At 74.6% G+C, this 807-nt stretch carries 1 protein-coding gene and 1 pseudogene; both read right to left on the reverse strand.

The window, feature by feature from the left end:
- Positions 1 to 359, reverse strand: a pseudogene (locus tag G3N94_RS41840) (hypothetical protein); the annotation flags it as partial.
- Positions 356 to 807 (reverse strand): cellulose synthase operon protein YhjQ/BcsQ (locus tag G3N94_RS41845; protein WP_241022379.1); only part of this gene is annotated, 452 nt, incomplete at its 5' end. The pseudogene G3N94_RS41840 and the gene G3N94_RS41845, both read right to left, overlap by 4 nt.

Raw genomic sequence — 807 nt, forward strand, 5'->3', positions numbered from 1 at the left:
GCGAGCGGGTCGCGCGCGGGCCGGCCGTCCGGCTGGCGCGGCGCGCGCACGAACGCGCGCCACAGCCATTCGCGTGGGCTCAGCGGCTGCAGCACGCCCAGCTCGGCCGCGAGCCGCAGGAACAGCGCACGCGCATGACGGCGCACAGAGTCGGGCCGGCCGGGCGGCGGCACGTGGAAGAACAGGCGCACGACCCAGTCGAGCAGCGTGCGCTCCGCAGGCAGCCCGAGCCCTCGCGCGAACCAGTCAATCACGCAGCGACGCGCCGTGCGTAACCTGGCTGTGGCGGCGGCAGCGGTGGTGGCAACGGCGGCGGCAACGGCGGCGGCAACGGTCGCGACAAATCCGGCTGGCTTCATCGCCGCGCTCCTGCGCGCCCCGCCGCCGTGTCGAGCCACGCATCGAGCCATGCATCGACCCAGTTCGCGACGCCGTGCAGGTCGTGCGACACCTGCGAGTACGGCGCGTCATCGAAGATCCAGCTGCCGCGCGCGAGCGACTCCGGCACCGCGGCGTCGATGTGGATCCGCTGGTCGAGGATCACTGCCGGGCCCGCGATCTCGCGCAGCATCGCGAGCGCGTCGCGCTGCAGGTCACGTGCGGGATTCAGCCGGTTGGCGACGATCTGCAGCGCGCCGCCGCCGGCCCGCAGTGCGCCGAGCCGCGCGCTGACGGTCGCGCAGGCGGCCGGTTCGGGCGGCACGACGACGAGCGTCAGGTCCGCGCAGTGGATCGCTTGCTCCGCCTGCGGCGACGGGTAGCGGGCCGTGTCGATCAGCACGACGCCGCCGGCCGGCAGCGCGATCT

The sequence above is a fragment of the Burkholderia sp. Ac-20353 genome (genome assembly GCF_017104785.1).
Taxonomy (GTDB): Bacteria; Pseudomonadota; Gammaproteobacteria; order Burkholderiales; family Burkholderiaceae; genus Burkholderia.